The 3,583-nt window shown below is 75.6% G+C and carries 3 protein-coding genes and 1 pseudogene; all 4 read left to right on the top strand.

The features are described 5' to 3' along the window. The coding region (locus tag ACE3Q3_RS23475) for an amino acid--tRNA ligase-related protein (RefSeq protein ID WP_374450138.1) at window positions 1-162 on the top strand (162 nt) is incomplete at its 5' end. Between the two features lie 64 nt (window positions 163-226). Then, complete coding sequence (locus ACE3Q3_RS23470; RefSeq protein ID WP_374450136.1) at window positions 227-1,072, top strand: hypothetical protein; 846 nt, start codon at window positions 227-229, stop codon at window positions 1,070-1,072. Beyond that, window positions 1,069-3,090 carry a bifunctional tRNA (5-methylaminomethyl-2-thiouridine)(34)-methyltransferase MnmD/FAD-dependent 5-carboxymethylaminomethyl-2-thiouridine(34) oxidoreductase MnmC gene (gene mnmC / locus ACE3Q3_RS23465; RefSeq protein WP_374450133.1) on the top strand — a complete coding sequence of 674 codons (2,022 nt, stop codon included), beginning with the start codon at window positions 1,069-1,071 and terminating at the stop codon, window positions 3,088-3,090. Before ACE3Q3_RS23470 ends, mnmC begins: the two co-directional genes overlap by 4 nt. 175 nt (window positions 3,091-3,265) lie before the next feature. Further along, a pseudogene (locus ACE3Q3_RS23460) lies at window positions 3,266-3,583 on the top strand (hypothetical protein); the annotation flags it as partial.

Raw genomic sequence — 3,583 nt, 5'->3', positions numbered from 1 at the left:
GAGGAGGCGATGTACTACGACGCCGACTTCATCCGCGCCCTCGAATACGGCCTGCCCCCGACCGGCGGCTGCGGCATCGGCATCGACCGGCTGGTGATGCTGCTGACCGACAGCGCGAACATCCGGGACGTGATCCTCTTCCCGCAGATGCGTCCTGAGTGAGGGTGAAGCGGCCACGCTCGATCCCGTGGCCCGCCCCGGCCACCCGAGCCGGGACGGGGTCGCCGTGACCGGCACCGACCCGGCGCTGGTCGCCGCCGCCGAGGCGGCGCTGGCGGCACGGCCGACGCGGCGCACGGTGCTGGTCGAGCACGCCGGCCGGCGCTACATCGCCAAGCGCCTGGCCGAACGGCCGCGCCGGCTGACGCAGACGCTGTTCATGCGCTGGCTGGTCAAGCGCATCACCGGGCAGCCGCTGCCGCTGCGCACCCTGGCGCTTTCGGAAGCGGCGTACAGCATGGACTTCGAGGCGCGGCGCATCGCGGCGCTGGCGGCCGCCGGCGCGCGCGTGCCGCGCCTCGCCCACCGCAGCGACGGCTACCTGCTGCTGGAGCACTGCGGCACCGTCGCCGCCGAACACCTCGAACGCTGGACGCCGGAGGAATGGCGGACGATGCTGCCGCGCCTCGCCGCCGAGCTGGGCGCCTTCCACCGCGCCGGCCTGTGGCACGGCGGCGCGCAGCTCAAGAACATCACCCTCGAGGACGGCGTGTCCACGCGCATCGACTTCGAGGAGAACTTCGGCGAATTCCTGCCGCTGCCGGTGGTCCAGACGACCGACCTGGCACTCTTCCTGAATTCCGTCTCGCTGGCCGGGCCGATCGACGAGGCCGAATCCCGCCGCCTGCTGCCCGCTCTGCTCGCCGCCTACTTCGCGGCGCACTCGCCCGAGGGCGGCAACGCGGTGCGCGCGGTGCTGGCGCGCGCGCTCCCCTGGCTGCGCCGTCTGAGCCGCCTGGCGCGGCCGTTCCGGCGCTTCTCGCGCAAGGGCATACGGCGTGTCGCCATCCTCGTGGACGTCTTCGCCGGACTCGACACGCCCGCCCGCCCCGGCCCCCCGCCCGCCGCATGACGCCGCTTCCCGACACCCTGCTTCCCGCCACCCTGCTCCGCGCCGCCGACGGCACGCCGCGCTCCGACGTCTATGACGACGTCTACCACAGCGCGGCCGGCGCCCTCGGCCAGGCCCGCCATGTCTTCCTTGCCGGCAACGGCCTGCCGGAGCGCTGGCGGGGACGCGAGCGCTTCGCCGTGCTCGAGACCGGCTTCGGCCTCGGCGGCAACTTCCTCGCCACCTGGGCGGCCTGGCGCGCCGATGCGCAACGCTGCGAACGGCTGCACTTCGTCTCGTGCGAAAAGCACCCCTTCACCGCCGCCGATATCGCCGCCGTGCACGCCACCCTGTTCGCCGATGCGGACGGGGTGGATGAGGCCACCGACGCGGCCGTGCTGGCGCCGCTCGCCGCCCGGCTGCGCGCGCAATGGCCGCAGCTGGTGCCGGGCTTCCAGCGCCTGCACTTCGACGAGGGCCGCGTGACCCTGACCCTGCTCCTCGGCGACGCGGTGCGGCTGCTGCCGCAACTCGACCCCGGCGACGGCATCGACGCCTTCTTCCTCGACGGCTTCTCGCCGGCGAAGAATCCCGACCTGTGGTCGCCGGCGCTGCTCGGCCAGCTCGCCCGCCTCGCCGCCCCCGGCGCCACGCTGGCCACCTGGTCGGTGGCGGCCGGCGTGCGCGAGGCGCTGGCGGCAAGCGGCTGGCAGCTCGACAAGGCCCCGGGCTTCGCCGGCAAGCGCGACATGTTGCGCGGCCGGCGCCCCGGAGCGGCGAACCCCGCGGGCCGAAACGGCCGGATCGGCGCCGGGGACCGCCGCGCCATCGTCGTCGGCGCCGGTCTCGCCGGCACCAGCGCGGCCGAGCGCCTGGCGGCGCGCGGCTGGCGGGTCGACCTGATCGAGCAGGCCGAAGCGCCGGGACAAGGCGCCTCGGGCAACCGCGCCGGCGTGCTGCGCCCGCTCCCCTCGCTCGACGACAACCGGCTGGCCCGCCTCACCCGCGCCGCCTTCCTGTACACCCGCCAGCACTGTGCCGATCTCGCCGAGGCCGGCCTGCCGCTGCGCTGGGGACCGGTCGGCGTGCTCCACCTGGCACGCGACGACGTGCATGAAGCGACGCAACGGCGCGTGGTCGACACGCTCCGCCCACCCGCCGGCTACCTGCGCCACGTCGACCGCGACGAGGCCGGGCGGCTGGCCGGCTGGCCGGCCCCGGCCGGTGGCTGGTGGTTTCCGGGCGGCGCCTGGGTGCAGCCGCCGAGCCTCTGCCGCGCCAACCTGGCCCGGCACGGCGAGCGCATCCGCACCCGCTTCGGCGTGCGCGCCACCGCCGTCGAACGCATCGACGGCGGCTGGCGGGTGTGCGGCGAGGACGGCCGTCCGCTCGCCGAGGCGCCGGTGCTGATCCTCGCCAATGCCACCGATGCCTGCCGTCTGGGCGTCCTCCCCTGGCTGCCGCTGCGCGCCGCGCGCGGACAGGTCACACACCTGCCGGCGGCGGAGGCAGATTCCCCGCCGCGCGTGGTGGTCTGCCGGCTCGGCTACGTCACGCCCGCCGTCGATGGCGTGCGCAGCGCCGGCGCCACCTTCCTGGCCGACGACACCGGAACGGTGCTGCGTCCGGCCGAACACGCGGAAAATCTCGCCAAGCTGGATTTCATCCTGCCCGGCTACACCGCCGCGCTGACGCCCTCCCCCGATCCGGCCACGCTCGACGGACGCGTCGGCTGCCGTCCGGTCTCGCCCGACCGCCTGCCGATGGTCGGCCCGCTGGCCGACACCAGCGCCATCGACCCGGCGCACCCGCCCCGCGTGCTGGCCGACCTGCCGGCGCTGCCGGGACTCTGCCTGATCGACGGTTTCGGCGCGCGCGGCCTGGTCTGGTCGGCGCTCGCCGGCGAACTGCTGGCCAGCCACATCGCCGGCGACCCGCTGCCGCTCGAGACCGAGCTGGCGGCCGCCGTCGATCCCCGCCGCTTCCTCCTGCCCGGCCGGCGTCGCACCGTGCCGCGCGACACCGCGCCCGACGCGTGAAGCCATCGGCGCAGGGCAACGGGCCGATGCGGCGTCAACCGCAGGGAAACCGGCCTCGAGTCCGCGCCCCCGTGACCCTCGTCGCGCACTGAAGTTGTAAGCCTTTGTTGCAGCGGTCCGCGCCACGGCGGATCGCACGTTGAATCGGCATTGTCCCCACCGGAGCGATCCGATCATGCCGACCCCCACCCCGCATCCCGTCCCGCACCCCGTTCAGCAGACCGTGTCCGGCCCGCGCGCCGGCACCACGCATCCGCTGATCCTGCTCGCCGCCACGGCGGTCACCGCCGCCAGCCTGACGGCCATCGCCGCGCTGCTCGGCTGGCTGCCCGGAAACCGGGAGACCCCGGCCGAGCCGCCGCCGCTGGCGGCCAGCGCGCCCATCCCGGCCGCACCCGCCGCACCGCCGCAGACCCCCCCCGTCATCGCCCCGCCGGCACCCGCCGCACCGGCCGCGGCGGCACCGGCCGAAGCACGCCCGCCCCGGCGCGTG

Origin of the sequence: Allostella sp. (assembly GCF_041913585.1) — a bacterium.
In the GTDB taxonomy this organism is placed as follows: Bacteria; Pseudomonadota; Alphaproteobacteria; order ATCC43930; family Allostellaceae; genus Allostella.
The sequence above is the reverse complement of the archived record's forward strand: the minus strand, read 5'-3'. Positions and strand labels throughout refer to the sequence as shown.

Excerpts from the sequence above, each read along its gene's own strand:
- mnmC (WP_374450133.1), top strand. The coding sequence starts at position 1,069 with ATGACGCCGCTTCCCGACACCCTGCTTCCCGCCACCCTGCTCCGCGCC.